This is a genomic window from Pseudarthrobacter sp. PvP004, from assembly GCF_017876035.1.
Classification (GTDB): Bacteria; Actinomycetota; Actinomycetes; order Actinomycetales; family Micrococcaceae; genus Arthrobacter; species Arthrobacter aurescens_A.
Genome location: NZ_JAGINL010000001.1, coordinates 1,928,672 through 1,947,687 on the forward strand (window position 1 = coordinate 1,928,672; position 19,016 = coordinate 1,947,687).

At 58.0% G+C, this 19,016-nt stretch carries 10 protein-coding genes and 1 pseudogene; 6 read left to right on the forward strand and 5 right to left on the reverse strand.

Going from position 1 to position 19,016, the window contains the following annotated elements; translation table 11 throughout:
* Nucleotides 1–103: 103 nt before the first annotated feature.
* Complete coding sequence (locus tag J3A64_RS08735) at nucleotides 104–919, reverse strand: SDR family NAD(P)-dependent oxidoreductase (protein WP_159698756.1); 816 nt, start codon at nucleotides 917–919, stop codon at nucleotides 104–106.
* Between the two features lie 312 nt (nucleotides 920–1,231).
* Between J3A64_RS08735 and J3A64_RS08740 the strand changes: the two genes are divergently transcribed.
* From J3A64_RS08740 to J3A64_RS08765, 6 genes are all read left to right on the forward strand, one after another.
* Nucleotides 1,232–1,930, forward strand: coding sequence for a FadR/GntR family transcriptional regulator (locus J3A64_RS08740; protein WP_210064100.1), 699 nt, complete (start codon nucleotides 1,232–1,234; stop codon nucleotides 1,928–1,930).
* Nucleotides 1,931–2,018: 88 nt separating this feature from the next.
* Entirely contained in the window at nucleotides 2,019–2,675 is a 657-nt protein-coding gene (locus tag J3A64_RS08745) for a GntR family transcriptional regulator (RefSeq protein ID WP_307807178.1), read from the forward strand.
* Nucleotides 2,672–3,265, forward strand: a complete 594-nt coding sequence (locus tag J3A64_RS08750) for a short chain dehydrogenase (protein WP_210064102.1) — start codon at nucleotides 2,672–2,674, stop codon at nucleotides 3,263–3,265. The genes J3A64_RS08745 and J3A64_RS08750 overlap by 4 nt, the downstream gene beginning before the upstream one ends.
* Nucleotides 3,266–3,721: 456 nt before the next feature.
* Nucleotides 3,722–4,636: a dihydrodipicolinate synthase family protein gene (locus tag J3A64_RS08755; protein WP_210064103.1), complete on the forward strand. Its 915-nt coding sequence runs from the start codon at nucleotides 3,722–3,724 to the stop codon at nucleotides 4,634–4,636.
* Nucleotides 4,637–4,928: 292 nt separating this feature from the next.
* Entirely contained in the window at nucleotides 4,929–6,398 is a 1,470-nt protein-coding gene (locus J3A64_RS08760) for a gamma-aminobutyraldehyde dehydrogenase (RefSeq protein ID WP_210064104.1), read from the forward strand.
* Between the two features lie 3,246 nt (nucleotides 6,399–9,644).
* A complete protein-coding gene (locus tag J3A64_RS08765) occupies nucleotides 9,645–9,977 on the forward strand; it encodes a hypothetical protein (protein WP_210064105.1) in 333 nt (110 codons plus the stop codon).
* Nucleotides 9,978–9,989: 12 nt separating this feature from the next.
* Here J3A64_RS08765 and J3A64_RS08770 read toward each other — a convergent pair whose 3' ends face one another.
* The 4 genes and pseudogenes from J3A64_RS08770 to J3A64_RS23945 all read right to left on the reverse strand — a co-directional run bounded on the left by J3A64_RS08770 (nucleotide 9,990) and on the right by J3A64_RS23945 (nucleotide 18,672).
* Nucleotides 9,990–10,682, reverse strand: coding sequence for a hypothetical protein (locus J3A64_RS08770; protein WP_210064106.1), 693 nt, complete (start codon nucleotides 10,680–10,682; stop codon nucleotides 9,990–9,992).
* Nucleotides 10,683–10,843: 161 nt separating this feature from the next.
* Nucleotides 10,844–11,200: pseudogene (locus J3A64_RS24085) on the reverse strand (DUF4913 domain-containing protein).
* A 2,076-nt stretch (nucleotides 11,201–13,276) separates the two neighbouring features.
* Nucleotides 13,277–17,152: a hypothetical protein gene (locus tag J3A64_RS08780; RefSeq protein ID WP_210064107.1), complete on the reverse strand. Its 3,876-nt coding sequence runs from the start codon at nucleotides 17,150–17,152 to the stop codon at nucleotides 13,277–13,279.
* 161 nt (nucleotides 17,153–17,313) lie between these two features.
* Nucleotides 17,314–18,672 (reverse strand): DUF4209 domain-containing protein, encoded by a 1,359-nt coding sequence (locus J3A64_RS23945; protein WP_210064108.1) that lies wholly within the window; start codon nucleotides 18,670–18,672, stop codon nucleotides 17,314–17,316.
* Between the last annotated feature and the right edge of the window lie 344 nt (nucleotides 18,673–19,016).

The window sequence follows — 19,016 nt, forward strand, 5'->3', positions numbered from 1 at the left end:
TCAGCGCGTGCTCGTCCATCGCCTGGGGCGATTCTGATTTACGCAAGTCACGGCTGCCTGCCCGTCGCCGCCGGTCGACGTCGACTTCCTCACGCGCGCTGGATTATTGGCCTATGGAGGCTGTCAGGCCGCCATCTACGGGCAGGCAAATGCCATTTACGTACTTCGACTCATCGGAAGCCAAGAAAAGTGCCGCTTGGGCAACGTCAAATGAAGTGCCCATTTTTCCCGTGGGGCTGAGAGCGTGGCGGGCCTCAAGCATTGCTTCAACGGACGGGTAGTTGCCGGCTATCTGCTTGTACATCATCGGCGTTTCGATAAAGCCAGGTGCGACAGCGTTGGCACGGATTCCCTTGTCGGCGTACTCGAGGGCCAGATTTACGGTGAACTGAATCAGCCCTCCCTTAGTCGCCGAGTAGCTGGGGTAGTTATATCCCAGGTAGCGCATGCCGCCCACCGACGCGATGTTTACGATGCTGCCGTAGCCTTGTTCGAGGAAGATTGGCAAGACATGCTTGCTGGTTATGAAGGCGCTGGTGAGGTTGACCTTCATGACAAGGTCCCACTCCTCGAGACTCATCTCGACCGGCCCGCCCATCCTTGCGATGCCCACATTGTTATGGAGCACACTGGGCTTCCCTACTTGGGAAACGCATTCGCGGACAGACGCCTCCACTGCCACATTGTCGGATACGTCCGCTACGGCACCACCGACGGAAATCGAGAGATTTCTTGACCCCTTCAGCTCTGATAGTTTTTCCAGCGAGCCCTTCACTGCATCGGGCGAAACGTCCACGACGAATACGTTGGCGCCTTCTTCGGCATAGGTGAGCGCCGCGGCCAGACCGTTATTAATCTCGCCACCTACCGATCCCCCGCCAAATACGATGACTGTTTTCCCTGCCATACGTTCTGTCATGACGTCTCCTTTTCCTATCCTGAATGCTTACTGACGCTCACGGTGAGTGGGAGCGTGCGGTTCACTGCTCATCTTCGAGCCGGACCCATTCGTCCGCATGCCGACTCCCGCCGAGCGGTGGGTTGGCGCTCGTTATGGATGGCAATCCCGTTGCTTGACCAGCATGGACTAAGTCATCGCCGTAACCGCAATCTTGGTGTTACCAAAGCAACCTTGTCAAGATCCGTCTTTCAAAGTCCTAGTACCATGAGAGGCGCATATCGCATCAAAGGACATCCTTGGTAGCGCCAAGAGCCAACAGAGGAGGGCACAGTGGAAGACGATCTTCTGGTCAGGTTACTGAAATTGATGGAGGACGTCGGGCCGGATCAGCGCATTCCATCTGAACGGGAGCTCGTTGTCGAGTGGGAGACTTCGCGGACGGCGTTGCGTCACCGGCTCAGGATGTTGGAAGCCATGGGCGCCCTCGAAAGAAGAGGCGCCGCAGGGACCTACACGCGCACTGTGAAGCCGCATGATGTCGCAGCGGCGTTGAAGATAGGCCTGCATTCGTCAGCCCTATCATCTGCTTCAGCCTTTCAGCCGGTGAGAGTCGCGCTCGAACGGCAGGCAGCCAAAATGGCAGCGGAGGACTTCAAACCCATACCTGTGGCCCACGCGGAAGATGCTGTGATGCGGATGGAAAAGTCCACATCGCCAGATGCCCTCTATGCAGCTGACCTGGATTTTCATCATGCGATTTTCCAGGCCTCCGGGGACGCTGCGCTGATCTTTTTCTCTACGGCAGTCGGTGACCTGATCGCGGACTCGGTGAGTTCCCGCCGCTCCCGAATGCTTCGACTGGCTAACGATGTAGATGAAATGAGAGTGCTCCACCGCGCCATCCTTGAAGCCATCAAGGCCAAGGATCCGGCAAGCGCCATGGCTGCCATGGATAGGCACTTCGACAGAATCGATTCGCTGGAGATTGAGGCGCCAAGTTCCGGACCCCCCGTAGACGAATCTGCCTAGTATGCCCAGAGGTAAGACTGCTATCGTCTGACAATCAGCATCGACGACAGTAGACGCCAATATGAATGATCCTTCCACTTTATCTCCCGTGGCATCGGTATCGCGCCGCGATGCCGTCATGAAGGAGATTCGACGCGCAATTGTCGTGGGAACACTAAAACCCGGGGACAAGCTGACTGAGGTCAAACTCTCATCGATGCTGAATGTCAGCCGTCCCACCATCCGCGAAGCTCTGACCCAGTTGGCTCAGGAAGGGCTACTGGTGCAGGAACCATATAGAGGCCTTCGGGTCGCTACATTGCGCCCCTCGGAGATCATGGACATCGCGAAGGCCCGCACGGCACTCGATATGCTTGCCGCTGCAACAATCCTGGAAGACACCACCGGACGGCGGTTGGCGATAGTGGAAGCCGCTTGGGATGAGTACCGCAGGATCGCTTCTTACCCAGACCCAGCGGTACTCCACGAGGCGCACATCGCTTTCCATAGGAGTTTTTGGGTTGCCTCTGAAAATGTACTGCTCCTGCGTTTTTGGCCTGTTACCGAGGCTCATCTGACCATAGCGCTGGCGCAGGATCAGGCGGCCAGGGCGGACCCCGCTCGAGCCCTTGAAGTACACGAACAACTGGTACGCAGCATGCGTTCGGGGGATATGGAAGCGATTGAAGCGGCTTTCGCTGCCCACACCCTGGACAGCGCAGAGCAGCTGATCAAGCTGCTCGAACAGCAGGAGGAGACAGCATGAAGGTGTTGGTCATTGGAGCAACCGGACTTTTGGGCTCGGCAGCATCAGCGGCACTCTCGGAACGCCATGAGGTGATCCAGGCCTCAAGGAACGGGGACGTTCGAGTGGACTTGGCGGACCACGAGTCCATTTCGAAGATGTTTGAAGCGGTTGGGAAGGTGGACGCCGTGGTCGCGTGCACCGGCGTCGTGCCTTTCAAGCCGCTGGCAGAACTGACGGCCGCGGATTTTGAGTCTGGCGTGGCAAACAAGGTTCTGGGACAAGTCAACTTGGTGCTGTTGGGAACTCCGTACGTCAACGATGGCGGATCGTTTACCCTGACTACCGGCGTGCTGGCGCGCGAACCGATCAACACAGGCGTAGCGGCCTCCCTGGCCAATGGGGCGCTTGAGTCGTTCGTGATGGCTGCCGCAGCTGAACTTCCGCGTGGAATTCGTATCAACGCCGTCAGCCCTTCGGTTCTTGAGGAAGCCACTGGTTACCACGAGTACTTCCTTGGATTCCCTAAGATTTCCTCGGACGAGGTTGGCCAGGCGTATGTGAAGTCTGTTGATGGAATCCAGAACGGACGTGTTTTCTCACTGGGCTAAGGCCAAACGAAACCAGACCTTGAGAGGGCGGGACCGTACGGTCCGGCCCTCTTCGCGTTTGAGCTTGCTGTTGGCTGACGTCGGTCAAAGCGTCATCGAAAACGCCAGTGCCCGGCTTACTTCTTCAGAGGTTACGACGCCGGGACGCACCGCATGGGATGGAAAACCTCAGCCCGAGTCCCTTGGCGCGGTAGAGCGCGGAGGGTTTACACAACTTCATGAAGAAGAGGGTAGACGGGCTGCGGCTCGCGATAGTACCGTTTGATGTAGTTAGATTGTCTGACAACAAAACAACGGTTGACGTGGCTCCCTCGAACCACTCTTCAGCCCTCGGGGCAGACCGATTCCGTGGCGTCCGACGCCAGTCAGCCGGTCCTAGCCCAGTAGCTCCTTTCCTCCTCTTTCGACGCCGCATACGCGCGGCGAACTCGATCCATAGATAAGGCCCTTCAGAACATGTCTCACACCACGAAGAACCTCCGCGGCATCCTCGCAGCTGTAACCACCCCGTTCACCGAAGACGGCAGCGCTATCGATGAAGCAGCGCTCCAGCGTCAAGTTGAGCGGCTGGTCTCTGCCGGCATCCACGGCATCGTCACCACCGGAACCACTGGCGAATTCACGACACTTTCGGCCAAAGAGTACCGTCGCGTCATCGAGCTCTACGTCAAGGGAGCGGGCAGTCGCATACCAGTCGTGGCTGGCATCGGAGCGCTATCGACCCAGGGAGCCATCGATCTTGCGCAGAACGCCGAAACCGTTGGGGCTGACGCGATAATGCTCGTTCCGCCGTTTTATGACCCTTTGGACTTGAACGCCTTGAAGGCATTCCTCTCCGCTGTTGCCGGATCGATCAGCATACCGATCGTCTACTACAACGTTCCTGGTGCGACGGGCATCCAGCTCACAGCAGCTGAGCTCGCTGAGCTAGGGGACATCGATGGGGTCGATTACATCAAAAACACCTCCGCTGACGCTGTTGGCCTTGCCGAACTTCTGGCCGCTCGCACGGACCGCATCAAGGCTTTCAACGGCTGGGACACCCTGACGTTCTTCGGCATTGCCAGCGGTGCCGAAGCCTCCGTATGGGGTACCGCCGGGGTCGTGCCCGAACTCGCCGTCGAATTCTGGAACGCTCTCGCTGAAGAAAATGACCTGGCCCGCGCCCGCGAACTGTGGAAGCACCTCTGGGCCATCAGCGACTTCCTGGAGTCCGTGAACTACGTGGCCGGCATCAAGGCAGGCTTGGAACTCATCGGCGAACCCGTTGGCCCGGCCCGCCTGCCAATCCAGCCGCTTCCCGCCGAAGAGCGCGAACGTTTCGCCGGCATCCTGCGTGCCGCCGGTGTCCTTCCGGCAATAGCCGCATGACCACGCGCTCCGACAACAAGATCGCCATAAACTCCACCGAGAAGGTGACAGAGGCGAACCCGGAAGCGGTTGGGGCTTGTCCAGGGCTCCAATATGGCAGAGCGCCAGCATTACTGCGTAAATAGCCTGGATTTGCTGCGTCGGCTAATGCTTCCTGAGCCGCGCGGTCATCCTGGCACTCCTCTGTGGACTTCTCAGACCTCAGCCTTATTGGGCCGTGAAGACATCCATCTGGAATCAGGTTCACAAGCCGCCAACCGCACATCTTAGCGAACGACAGAAAGCAGAAGTTTTGAGCCAGTTCATCAACGGCAAGCTCGTCGAGGGCACCACGGACGAAACCATGGACGTCATCGACCCATCCAACGGTGAGACCATCACTACCGTCACTCTTGCCGGCAGCAATGACGTGGATCGCGCAGTCCAAGCGGCCAAAGACGCGTTCCCGGCATGGTCCCGGGCAACGCCGGCCGAACGTTCCGCCGTATTGACCAAGCTCGCAACCCTTATGGAAGAACGGGCCGAGGAGTTCGCGCAACTTGAGTCACGCCAAGCCGGAAAACCCATCCGGCTCACCCGCGAATTCGATGTTCCGGGCACGATCGACAACATCGCCTTCTTCGCCGGCGCCGCACGCAACCTCGACGGAAAAGCCACCGGAGAGTACTCCCCCGACCACACTTCTTCCATCCGCCGCGAAGCGATCGGCGTCATCGGCTCCATCTCTCCGTGGAACTACCCTTTACAGATGGCCGCGTGGAAGATCCTGCCCGCGATCGCCGCCGGCAATACGATCGTTCTCAAACCTGCAGAGATGACACCGCTGACCTCGCTCCTGTTCGCCGAAGTGGCCACCGAAGCAGGACTGCCGGACGGCGTCGTGAACATCCTGACCGGCCGTGGCTCCACCGTCGGCGCCGAACTGCTCCGCCATCCCGACGTTGACATGGTCTCCTTCACAGGCTCCACCGCTGTGGGCCGCACCGTGCTGGAAGCGGCCGCGACCACCGCCAAGCGCGTCCACCTTGAGTTAGGCGGAAAGGCACCGTTCGTTGTATTCGACGACGCCGACCTTGAGGCCGCCATTCACGGCGCCGTGGCCGGGAGCCTGATCAACAGCGGACAGGACTGCACTGCCGCCACCCGAGCGATCGTGCACCGCTCCGTGTACGAAAAATTTATTGTCGGCGTCGCTGGCCTGTACGCCAAGGTCAAACTCGGACCCACCCAGGACACAGCGACCGATTTGGGCCCGCTCGTGTCCGAAACCCACCGGGACAAGGTGGCCGGGATGGTGGAGCGCGCCCGCGGCTACGCTCGCGTCATCGGCGGCGGAATCCCCGACGACGGTCTAGCCGCCGGCTCCTACTACCGCCCCGCCCTGGTGGCCGACGCTACCCCGGACAGCGAAATCTTCCGTGACGAAGTCTTCGGACCCGTCCTGACGGTAACTCCGTTCGACACCGACGACCAAGCGATCGACCTGGCCAACGACACCCCCTACGGGCTCGCCGCATCGGCCTGGACCAAGAACGTCTACCGCGCCCTCCGCGCCACCCGCGAAATCCGCGCCGGGGCCGTCTGGGTCAACGACCACATCCCGATCATCAGCGAAATGCCCCACGGCGGAATGAAGCAGTCCGGTTTTGGAAAGGACATGTCCACCTATTCCCTGGACGAGTACACGGTGGTAAAGCACGTCATGTACGACCTCACCGGGGACAAAGCCAAAGCGTGGCACCGCACCATTTTCACCTTGTAGGACTAGCACAATGGCGCCGCCGGGAGTCCTTGAACGCTGCAAGGAAGGACTAAGTAGCGAAGGGAGCCGGGGTATTAGTACGGCGGTCAGCCGTCACACAGAACCTTGCCCGCGGCCATGCGCTTTACAAAGCGCAGGCGAAAGCTACTAGGCCTGCGAAAGGGACCACACGCCCATGCTCGAAGTTGACCTGCCCGCATTGGAAGCGCCGTAGCTGACCCAGAGACTTCGGCTCGCCGAAACTCCCTACACAGCACCGCTGAAAGGTTGGGCGAACGCATCAAATTCGTCCAGGGGAATCTCTTAAACCCCCTACTGATCGCGGCAGCGTCTCAGCGCCAGCAATTGACTGGCGCGGCTGTGGACGCTCTAGTCAACAACGCTCGCACTTTGCTGCCCGGCGGAAAATTGACGCTGCAAAGGGTGGGAAAAAGGGCGCCGAGGCGAAGTATGGCGCCCTGAACGGCTTGCTCCGGGCCGAGGTTGCTCCCTCGCCCGGTGTCGAAGTCATTTACCTTCCATCAACCGGCCGGTCCCGCCCCAGCACAAGAGCAACTATCGATGTCATCGCCGCGGACTGCGTCCGGTGAAACCCCTCTCAGAGAAAGTTGAAATGCATGGACCTCAGGTGTGTCAGAGATTGGACCACCCTGATGGGTGCGAACGTCGAACTCCGACAGCAAGGACGCCCGGTATGCAACGGATACGTTGACGACGTAAACAAGGACGGCGCTATCCTCTGGCTACTGACACCCGACCACGGTCGCAAACTCTACGAGAAAGCCGAGTTTTTCGAAGCTTGGGCAACCAAGGAAGCTTTAGGTTTCCACTACCGGGTCAGCTTGGCAGAATCGGTGGCAAGACCTCACTTCTGAGGAAGCCAAATGTCCTGGGCTCTCCCCTGCGGAGTTGGTCCCCGGCGTCTGGTTGACAGAAAAACCACACCACCATCAGCCCCAATTGGACAAGAACCCCAGAACTTTTGAGCCTCGTCCGTTTTGAAGGAATGGCCGTTATCGGCAAACAGGTCCGCCTCGACGCGCTCATACGTCGTCCGCTTGAGCTGCCATGCGCCGGCGGACCTGCTAGGGATCGCAATCTGTGCCGGGCCCCGCCCGATTTCAGGCGTAGTGTCGCGTCGACGGCACGGATGAGACCAATCTTGAAAGCACCCCGTTCAAAGCAACGTCTGCAGCCTCATGCCGGGAGTGCCCCAGCCTGGTGCTCTGACGAATCCGCATCATGTCTTTACTGTCACTTACGTGCGATGGGTCAATGCAGTCCAAACAAGGGACAGCCAATAACTGCGGTCAAACCCCTCAGGCGAGATGTAAGTGAGGAAAAACTTCCACACCCTCTTCGGCCTGACAAAGCGCTCACCAGCCACGTCTCCTAGCTCCAGTGACACGTCGAAGGCGGAGTCTTCGACACAGGTTCTCAAAGTCATGTCGTGCCCAGCCCTCCTACCCATGAAGAGGTGTAGGCCAACCACGACCTAGCGCCAACCAAGAGAGGAACACATGACGCCAGTTCAGAGAAAGCGGAGGGCCCAGCAGCCACGACTCTGAACCCGCTCCCCCACAACTGAACCCGCTCCCCCACAACTGAACAGGCCAACCGGCGGCTAGGCACAAGCCGGCATCACACATCAGAGACTCGTATCAACAATTGTCAACACTTAAAAGCAAAAACCCCCTCTGACGAGGGGGTATGCCGTGCCCGAGGTGGGACTCGAACGGGATTCCAGGCCTTGGAAATACTGGGACGTGGCGGAAAAATGCGGAATACGAGCCAGTCCGGCGGCTATACCAGCCACTCCGAGGCGGAAAGTGTGGACACTGTCCACACTTCCTTTTTGCTCGATCGAACACCCAAAAACGAGGACCCGATGCTTCTCTGCGTGCTCATAGCCTGGGCCGGGAAATCGGCGCTCCCGTCTCTGCAGATTGCCTGCTGGCTGGCACCACTCAGTCCAAGTGAAGCCTCCGGTCAGGATGACGCCCCGACCTCCAGGGCTTAACGCCCGCCGGTCGGAAGAGCGCCCCAGAACGTGACCGCGCCAGACCTGCCAGAAACATGAATAACTCGACACAGTGAGAGCTCCTCCTTCATCAAGTACATGGCCTAGACGGCACCGAAGAACATGACCAAGGCCTTACGGCCTAGCCGACGACAGAACGTTGTTATCGGCATTAAAACCACGGGAGCGGAAGTAGACACGAGAACTCCCGCCTCATGAAGCAGCCTGAGACTCAGCTCGATGGTTCGGGCCACCGCCCGTGCCGACGGCATCTCCTGGGCCGAAATGGCCGAGCCTTTGGGATCACCCGCCAGGGCGCACGCCAACGCTGGGACGCCGCCATCGAGACCGAAACCGCGTCCAGCAGCAGCTAAAAGCCCGTTTGCCACCGACGGCCGTCAGCGGCTTTTCTTGGCCGTATTAAGTCGATCATCTGCCCTGAGTGCATACGTGATGGAACTATGAGCTGACCCCAAGTAGGCGCATGCTTTGCATGTCACACCTAGATCCCAACCGTCTCCCTAGACAGCAACGCTGCAGGATGAACCAAGGATCAACACCTGCCCGTACTCTGGAGTGGTGATGGATTCCTGGAGTGACGGCTATGGCGTCCCGGACAAATGGACCGTGCATTCAGCTGCGCCTGAACGCGTCAATCGCCGTAATCTAACGGATGAGATTGCGGAGGCTCTCTACCCAGTAAGTGCCAATGAAATGTAGGAAGTTTGCATCGGACTTGGGCTTGATCCCCGAGGGGACTCCGAAGAGACTCCCTTCAAGAGCAAGCGCGCTTACGTCCGTAGACGACTTCACCAGAAGGCGTTTCCTGAACTCGTCGAACTTGGGCGTCGAGTCAGCGAGGAATACGAAAATTCCAGGCTTGACCATCTCATCGCGCTTACGAGTCTCCGGGGAGTCAGTGGCGATTTTCAGAATTTGATATTCGCAGCTATTGGACCAAAACCAAAGATTGTTCTCACTGACGCAATCAATAACACCATCAGGATTACGAAAAATTCCGAATATTGCCTCGTCTACGATCGCCCTCTTGAGCCCTCCGGTTTGTCATGGAAACAGTTAGTTGAATGGTGGCGGAACCGAGGGGAAACTTACGAAGGTGAAGAGCGCCAGCTCGCCCTGAACCTGTATGGAAGGTTGCGCGCCTCGCTTCAAGGAAACATCATGGAAGAGCTGCTTTTGACACGTACGCCGGGCTGTATCGGACGATGGGCTTCAACGTCCCTGCATTGATTCCCCAGGTGTATCTTCATTACGACCCCTACACGCGCGGTCGCGGCGCAACGCTCCCTCGTCAGCGAATGGATTTCCTGCTTCTTATGCCTGGACGACGACGCATAGTGCTGGAGGTTGACGGGATGCAGCACTATTCGGAGAACAATAGGCCGAGCCCTGATCTTTATGCCCAAATGGTTTCAGAAGACCGCGGGCTTCGACTTGCTGGTTATGAAGTCTACCGGTTTGGCGGTAAGGAGCTATCGGGTGCCGAAGCAAAACCCATGCTGGAGGAGTTCTTCAATCGTCTCCTGACTGATGAGTAGTCCTTCTGGGCGTCAGGGGGTCCCCGGAGATACTGCAGCGAATTGGGGCCATTCCAGGGCAACGCCGTCGACCGAGGATGCAAGAGCCACTATCGCCTCCGGTGACAGCAGCATGGCTTGGTCCATGGCGTTGACGTGCGATCCGACATTCATGCCGAGCAATAGCCCTTGCGCATTTATGACCGGCGCACCTGAATCTCCATCTTGGCCCGCGGGGAACATCAAACGGAGAGGGCCAGCCTGCACCGTGGCGTGGCCCGTCGTGGCTACCAATTGAGGAAAAGTGCTCGTCGGCCTGCCGACCAGTGTTACGGGAGCGCCCGGCCTGTGGTCTCCTATCTCGGCAGGTAAGTCGAAAAATCTATAGGTCTGCTCGAGCTGAACTTCTTGTCCTAGTGGGAGCAGAATGATGTCCGCCATTCTGCCCGGCATGTCTTCGCGTAATTGGTACTTGAACCGAGGAATCCGTTGCAGCTCCGAATCCTCAAAAAAGAGTTCGAAGGACGCGATTCGTTTGGGAAGGCCGTCTTCTTGGTCCACCAGCACCGTGTGGCCGACGAAGATCCTGTCAGGCCACTCTCTCCAGTCTGCCCTCGGCGCCAAGTCTCGATCGCCGATGTGCGCTGTCGTAACCAAGAAAAGTTCATGGTCGATGAGAGCCAGGAAACCGCTCCCGCCCACCCATTCACTGTTTTTGCTGGCCATCAAGGGGAGCACTGTACTTTCGAAGTTCACACTTTGAAGGTAAACGACCAAGCGAGAAAAGGCCGTCGAGACACGGAGCCGGAGGTCGGAGAGTCGCCGGGACGGAGTCCAAGGGCTCAGCAACCGGTTTACAGAAGCCTTCGTCACAGTTTTCGCTTCAGTCAGAAGAGACCGATTGGCGGTTTTTCATAAGGCAGTGGGCCGAGGCTGGTGCTGTGGTGGTGGTCGGGGTTGCAGCCTTTGAAGGGTCCGTCGGCGGAGAGGAGCACGTTCATGTGGTGTCGTGAGTGGTCTCGCCACCACACTCTCATGCCTGTGGTGCCGTCGAGGCGGAGGTATTCCCACTAGCGCCAGAGGGATTCGAGGCGGCTGATGGCTTCGGCGTGTTTCCACCATTGGAGCACTAGGTGGTTCGCCCTGGACGTTGATCTGCCAACGGTATGTGGTGGCGAGTTTTCGATGACGAATGCGTCGACGTTGGGTAGGACAGCTAGGGCGCGTCCTGAGCGTCTTTGGATGGCCCTGCAGCGTCTGTCTGGGTGTCATCTTCGTTGTCCCACTCCCCCAGGCTGTTAGTCATCGTTGCCAGCTGCAGCGGCGTTGGGTTGTGGTTTGTTTGCTGGGTCGTGGGCGCTGGTGGAGGCACGGACGGCTTCGGCGTGCGGGCCGTTCATCCAAGGGGCCTCCCGGGGCTAAAAGACCAAGGAACCGGAGGCGCAGCAGCAGCGTCAACCAGGACACCAGAAGCCGGCGAGCATTAAGTCCGGTTCGTCTCACCACCACGGAAACACAGGCCCCCGCGTGAGAGGCTGCAGGGGCCGGCGACCCGGGCACGGAACGGAAAAGCACTGGAATGGGAATGGAGTGTGCTTTCGTGTTGTATGTGAGTGATTTCTGGATCGGAATTGTCGTCACAGCCGTTTTGGCCTTGTTGGGCTCGGGTGTGGCGATCGGCATTTACCGCAAGCAGAATCCGCGCCTGGAGTTCTCCCATGAAGTGCGGTCGGCGCCCCTTATAAGCCGACGCAGCCGCCGGGGCCTGCCCAAGCTAAGCGTGGCCTACGAAGGGTCGACGGTGCCGAATCCATACCTCGTCACTATCGAAATAGCTTCAACAGGGCGAGCAGACATATCCTCAACGAGATTCGACGGACAGAAACCAATCCTCTTCCAGCTCAAAGTCCCAGTGATAGACGAAATTGAGCAAACGCCAAGCAGCGACTCACTGAGCGCCCGGCTAGAGTTCACGCCAGGGCACTCAACAATTATGCTTGCCCCAACCCTCTTGCCCAAGGGTTTCAGTATTCGCGCCACCTACCTTTGCGACGGCAAACCTCAGCACAAGGCGAAAATCGAACTGGCTGACATCACTATCCGAGACGGAAGCCTTCCGAGATCAAGGGGCCGCTCCGGTCGAATAATGTCCATAGTGGCCGGGCTAGTTGCTCTTGGACTTGGGCTTGCTTCGCTTGTCCAGGCCTGGGTCGCGGCTCTACGGCCATAGGAGCTAGGTGGAGGTCTTCTGTCGACGCGCTTTGGGTGGACGGTCAACTACCATGTAGACCCATCTCACGAAGCAGGCGGACGCGATGAGGAACAGCGCTATTGCCTGACCGTCAATCCACAAATAGACGGGCCTGCAGGAAAGTACTGTCCGCCGCAGGATAGAGCACTCGCACAAGATTGGGGACCCGCATTGCCATGGCGGCTCCAAAGCGGCTCCCCCGGCGCGTAAGGAGAGGCTGGCTCGGCGGTCGTCCCATCTGGGTTCGTTCAGGCAGCCGCCGGGCAGCGCGTTCGCTGCCGGGCGTGGCGTTTATGGCTTTGGCTAGTGCCAAGGCCACGGGTGGCCGCAGGGCTGCCGGAACGTCTCCGGACATGGTTTGAGGTTGATGAAGGCGATTCTGGAGGTGTCCGCACCCTGCTGCCTCCAGCGGTTTGGGCTGTCTGTAGGGACTAAAGCGGTTTCCAATGATGTTCCTCCCCATGCTGATTTTCGCATCATCTTACTGTCAGAGCCGCAGCGTACACTGTGGGGTGTCATGTGGTTTCAGTGAAGACATCTGAGGGCGACGCCTCAAAGCAACAACTTTAAAACACGTGACGGCTTATCGGCACCAACGTTGGCGCTAAGCGGAGAACCTGCTGGCCGATTCCCAAACCCGGTCTAAAGCCCCTAAGCCCCCGAAGGAAGTGGGACCGGCGCGAAGTACCCATGCTTCTTCAGCAACCGTAGATGAGCACCACTACGAGGCATATTGCAGAAGAAAGAGGCTGAACATAGGCCATAAGCGGTTGGTGATTTTTCACACCTTCATACAGAATTTCCTGGCCAGACTCGACGTGTGCGGTGTCCTCGTGGACAACCCGGGCTACTTTATCGGCGACAATGAGTGTCTCCCACATATTGTTGGCGGATAACCCCGTTCCCTTCTGTGGGCGAGCTCTACAGCATTCATGAATGACCGCCACAAGTATGTGGACGGCGAAACCGAGTTCCTCTCGTTCCAGCAAGGAGGTCTTGAAATCGCACGCCATGCCCAGGATTTGTCGGGCCCTGCAGTCCCTCGATTCATTTTTCCTGACCCATTTTCTTACATCGCCTTGAGCTGTGAGAGATCCTGCAGAGCAACTGCGCGGTTCAGGTCCCCTTGGAGGGCAAAGTACCTCATTGCAGCCAACTCCAGCGCTTCCGATGACGGTTCAGGCCCCAACAAGGATGTTACTGATTGAGCCAGGGAGTTTTCCATCCTTTGGTTTTCAGTTGCGCGGAATAGTTCGATCTCTACTCCCTGTGCGTGGCTGTTGAGTATTTCGACCAAGGTTTCGGTTAGTTCATCATCCGGCCCTGAATGAAGTTCCTTGATCGATTCGGAGTACTGCTTTAGGGCGTCGTCATACGGGTCCTGTAGTCGGGAGATATCGCGATGACCGGCAAGCTCGGCAAGCCCGGATAGCACTTGGAGTGATTGGTGGGCTCGTGTGACCACTTCAGCCAGGTGGGTATGAGCCGACTCTGGTAGCCCTTCCGTCCAGTCCACTCGTAGACCTGGGTATGGGTGAACCGAGCTAATGACCTTGATGGCGAGCTCATCAACCCGGCGGTTGTCGATCGTCGGAAAGATCACGAGTGGCGGCTGGAAACTCTGCACGTTGCCCGGCGGAGTCAGAGCCGCAACCATGTGGGCGCAGGTTTCGGGCCAGTCAAGGACTCGTGGAAGGTTTACGCCGACTGCAATCTCGACGGGGGGCCATAGGTGGCTTCCTTCGTTTTGCACCGGTCTGCTGTAGAGCGTCACTTCATGGCCGAGACTTCTGAGCGTTTGGGCTCGTTGGTTCCATTCGCGTTCGTGGCGGCGGCGTGCGTTCCGGGCGGCCAAGTCTGCAGCCCTCCGCACCGCGCTTGAGCTGGGGCCTGACCGGGCAGCTGTGACTAACTGTCTGCTTGGTGTGTTGCCAAAGGCAATCTCGGAGAGGATAGCGTGTAGGTCCGTGAGTCTTTTGTCGATGGAAGTTAGCTCTGCCGGGACTGCGGCGTCCAACAGATCCCATGCTTCCCGCTGGACTTCGCGGACAGCCTTGCGGAGAGTGTCATCCACATACAAGGCTAGCGGGGCCAAATTCCCATCCGGTCTGGCTAATCGTGGGCTGAGGTTGTCGACGATTCCAGAAACGAGAGTATGGAGGTAGTCGTTTCCTGTTGCTTCGACTTCATCCCTAAGAAAATCGTCGGTCCCGGAAACTTTGCTCATCGTTGAGGCGTATTGCCGCAATTCTTCGCGGAGGGCATCAGTCCTGGACGTCTCCCGCGAAGCAGATCTTCCCAGGATCCATATTCGGGAAAGGCGTTCCAGGTACTCGTCGGCCGCCGGTAGGTGTTCGAGGGCCTCGGCGATGCGGTCAGTTCTTGTGCCTGTTTGGAAGGCCGCGCAGGCGATGGCGGCCGTGCGGCGATTCAGATCAATTTCGCCTGGATCATGCACGTACCTACGGTTTAGCTTTGAGACTCCGAAGGTGAAATCGCCCATGACTATCGGATTTCCGCCGGGCAGCAGTGCCTGTATGTCGGCAGTCTCGCACATCGGGAGACAAGAAAGCGCGATGCGGGCCAACTCTCGAACGTAGGTTTCCGCATTTCCTTGAAGATCATCGGATATGTGCAATGTTCTTCCCCACACGACCGATGTCGCGTGGTCTTCTTGGATGCGTATTTCGGTCAGCCAGACACATTCATCGGTGATCTTTGTTAGTAGGACGTCTGTGCCACCTGCCAATTCGAGGAGGGCGTCCGCTACAGGTGGACCTAGGCGCGTTCCTGCGAGGATTATGTTTCCCGCGGCCTCTGCGCCGCTTCCGTGCAGGAGCGTCTCCAGTGACGACAGCGAGGAGTGAGTTCTAATTCCAGATGAGATGGCCTCCACCGTGGCCTCGCCTAGCCCCGACAGTGATGATATGAGGTTGGCCGCTGTGGCGGGATCAGAGCAGTGAGTTATGGCCAGACAGACCTCGTCGACACCCAGCGTTTGTACAAAGCTGTCGAGCAACCGAAACGGTTGTCTTGCGTTGAGTGAAAGCTCAGAAACGGCGCTTTGAATAGACTCAGGGAAATGAGTCAGCGTGTTGTCGTTCTGGGGATCCTCCAACAATGCGAGTTGGAGGGTGACAGGCCGGCTCGGTATCGGGACTTCCAGCCTGTCCATGATGGCGACCCATTCGCGACTACGCTTTTCGAGCTCCACGAACCGCAAGGCCCGTGCCACAGCAACCACGGTTTGTTCCGCATCCCCGTGGGCCGTTCTACTCACTAGGGATCTAACGATTTCGTCCTGCAGATGGGGATAATCCCTGATGGCACCACTTACGAGGGCAGGGATTGAGTTTGGGGGTACAACTTGCAACAGACGGACGATGGTCGATTCGATGGTGGGTGGGGGAAACGAGTGAACAGCCGTTGACAGGGTCCGCGATCGAAGCGCATGCAGCCCTGAAACCATCGTGGTTGTGCTCAGCAATAAGTGCTCGTCCTGCAACCGCGCCAGTGCAGGACGGAGCGCGCTCTCGTCGAACTCCGCCCCGGTCAGGGCGCTCACTGGAACTTGAACTCCCCATTGATGAGCTGTGGTAACGATGGCCAGCAGTCGTAGCTCAACCTCGCGGCCTTCTTGGACTCGGCGGCGCACTTGCGCAGTTAGTACGTCGACTAGACGTGCACCATGCGTCAATAGATACGTGTATTCCATAGTGAGTCCATTAGCGGCCATGAAATGCTCCCTCCAATGCCTCGCCTGTGTAGCTCCCTCCAGGCGCAACTTGCTGTAGATCGCCTGGGCTACTTCTTCGTCGAGAGAGACTTCGATGATTGCGGAGTCGGCCAAAGAGGTCAGGGAGAACATATCCTCGCGCCGAACTGAACCAATGAGCAATACTCCGTTTTGCGGTGCCAGCGCCCGACTGAGTTGATCCCATGCTTGCGCTTCGCCAATCCCAACTCCATCCACTACGAATCCGACCTGAGAACGGTCGCTGGAACGCGATGCCCGGGCAAGCCGCACGAGCTTTGTCACCGAGGTTGAATCTAGGCGGTTGACGCGGTACCAGATCATGTCGCGGCGCGTGTAGATGGCAGCCCAGAGCACTGTAGATTTTCCTACACCAGATGGACCGGCCAGCAACACTGATTGCCGGTCGGCCAGGGCCTGGATCACTTGCCCGGTAAGAATTGGTCTTGGTGCGGGAACACCTGCTGCGATGTGGCCCGGTTGGGCGGCGAGTCCCTCAAAGTAGCCGTCGTCATTAGCGGTAATCCTGAAGTCAACTATCTCGCAGGTACCGTCACTCAACGCAGCCTGGAGGGCCTCCCGGTCAACGAGTTCCAAGACTTGGCTGATGAGGGCGTGCGTCATCAAGGGGTCGATACCAGCTGCGGTCTGCGGCCCATCTGCCGCCGTGTTCCTATCGGCCGCATTGGCGACGGCTAACCGAAGCTCACGCTCGACCAGCCGGGCTCCAGCCGGCATGGAGTCGAAGGAGGCAACAACAGCTTCGGCAACTCCGTCGCTGGCTTCCTCCCATGGGAGCACAAGTATGCTCGAAACTTTCAGCACCTCCTGAAGCTCGTCCTCTTCGAAGATTCTCGGGAGCGAAACGCGTAAAGCATTATGTGGATCAAGGTCAGCTAAGGGTTCACGCCAACTCCCGAATTGGTGCCCGGCAACAGCCCGTTCCAGCACTAGTAAGAGCCGGCCGTCTGATACTCCTTCTTGGAGGCGGCGAACCCGTTTGTCCCACATTTCCCTGATGAAGGCGGCGACCTTTCCCACAGTGAAATCGCCAACCTGTTCCTGCCGGCTTTTGACTTGGACGAATACGGGGTCCGGTCCCTCGATGTGTATGTCTTCGAAGCCTTCAGGAACGATGCGACTTGCCTCGTGATGTTGGATCAGACATTTGGCTACGAGCCACGCGCCCACCGCATCTTGGTAATGGAACCCCCGCCCGGCAGTTGCACCGTGCCGACTCCAGACGTCTCTTGGGGCCAATTCTTCTGTGGCGTCGGGCAATGGCACGTCGGCTCTTTTCTGTCATGGCAAGGAAACGTCTTGGTTAAGCTGAAACCGCACTGCATCTTGTACTAAGGCGGGAGTCGGGAGTCGGAATCGTCCATCTCACCGCTAGAGCGGGTCCAAAATGGTACTAGGACCATGTACAAAACCAGCCACCATATGTAGATCCCCGCGGCCCCGTTTGCCGTATGGGGCTCAGACAGACCATGAAGAAGGTCATTACGTAGGTTGGATCCCCTGGGGTCGACCAGTGTGGCTCGAAAGGCAAGTTCAATATCTGCGTCAATCAGCTGACAGTCTTTGGCCAGGTCGAGCAATGGGGAGAGCGTTTTCTCGGTTTCCGTGCCGTCTTGGTCAAGGGACGTGGTAATGACCCCTTGGGACTTAAGGTGAAAACGGAAGAAGTTTTCAATCTGCGGTATGACTAGGTGGCTACTTGTGATGAAGTCCCACTCAAACCCCGCGGCAAGTCCCATTGCGAATATCGTTTCCCTGCCTGGCGGCACAGCTGGAGACTGCGTGCATAGCTCGTACAGCACTTCTTTGGTGATGCTGTGCTCTTCACTCAGTGCCCTCAGCGCCGGGGCAATCGCGCCCTGAACTAGTCCGCCGATATACATTTGGTGGCTAGTCACGACGTGGGAGGCAATCACGTGTTCTTTCGAATCTTCTGCAAGTGCAGGCACCTTGTAGGCTATTCGCCCCCCGTTTGTGATGATGGACCGGCCAAAAAGATCTGCTATCGAACCTTCTGCTAGGCGTTCTCTATGCATCTCTGTCAGCTGTTCCGCCGAAGGAATTGGTGCGACCGCTATGAAGTTCAAGAGAGCCGGCAGTGCTTCTTTTCCCTTGACGCTAGCTTCGGCGGCTTCGGCGATTTCGGTGAGATCAAACGATCTACCTTCTATGCGCTCAAATTCCTCTGTCGCTCGCTGGGAGTAGTCACGGTGGAGTCTTCTAATGTCTGCCAGACGTGACTCCAACGCCCGCTCTTTTCGGTAGCTGTGAGAGGTACGCCTGTACTGCTGAATGGCCTTTTCAAGGTGATGGGCTGCGACCATGTAACTGGAGCTGGCCCCGCTCGCTCTTTCGATGCCTTTTGCAACTGCTGCTTCGGCCAAAGCGATGCTCATGTCGTCTGCTCGGTCTGACAGCCCCGCCGTTTGGTACCAGTCCCGGGCACATTCGAGAAATTGAAGACTTCCTAGAGGTCCCTTTGCCGGCTCTGTCGGACCTTGCACTGCCATGAGATCTGCGAAATCGCTGGCTTCTGTCGGGGCAATCCGTAGCCTCATCATCATTCTCGAGAGCATGAGGGCAAGGATGTCTCCCTCCGCCGTGAGTAACCTCAGCCTGTGTGACAGCTGGGCTTCCAGGTCCTGGGCTGTTTCGAACGTCGTTTTACCCAGACTTCGCGCGAGCGTCACAGCTCGTTCCCATGACTGAACGAGACCCAGCCGATACCCGTTACTGTCAATAGGAATATTGGAGTAAAGGTCCAAAGCCGAGAGAGCGTGCTGAATTCCTTGACCATGTCGCCGTAACCACAAAACGTCGTGAATCCGAGCCGCGATATCTGGGCGGGTCAGGTGTTGTACCGCCGAAGACAGCAGCTCTAAGTCCTTTTGAGATAGGTCCTGAACGTCAAACGAACGTCTTGTCTCATTGGAGACAACGGGCGAGAACGGCCGTAGGGTCTTTGACCCATCAAGCGCTAGTGAACAAACGTCGGCAACGAGATCCCAGGTAGCTGCATCAGCCCACTCTGGAG